Annotated in this window: 1 protein-coding gene; it reads left to right on the forward strand. The window is 66.6% G+C overall.

Annotated features, from left to right (window positions below):
• Window positions 1-13 precede the first annotated feature (13 nt).
• A partial coding sequence (locus tag AC1DYK_RS36365) for a DUF5753 domain-containing protein (protein WP_478170684.1) occupies window positions 14-359 on the forward strand: 346 nt, incomplete at its 3' end.

Raw genomic sequence — 359 nt, forward strand, 5'->3', positions numbered from 1 at the left:
ACGCCAGGCGGCGTTGTACGGGCAGGACGCCGCCCCTTATGACGCGGTCATTCATGAAGCTGCGCTCCGCATGCGGTTCGGGGGTCCAGGTATGGCCCGCGCCCAGCTTCAGCACCTGTTGAAGATGAGCGAACAGACCCACGTGACCATGCGCGTGATCCCGTTCGAAGCCACGTACTACCCGGGCTCGGGTCAGTCGCTGTACTACGTACGCGGACCGGTGCCCGCACTCGATACCGCGCAACTCGACCAGTCCCACGGCCCGGTGTTCATCGACTCCGAGGCCCAGCTGACGCAGTACCGCCTCCTGCTCGATCGGCTCGACGCGGCTGCGCTGAGCCCCGAGCAGTCGCGGGAAC

Source organism: Variovorax sp. P2_H12 (assembly GCF_056403395.1).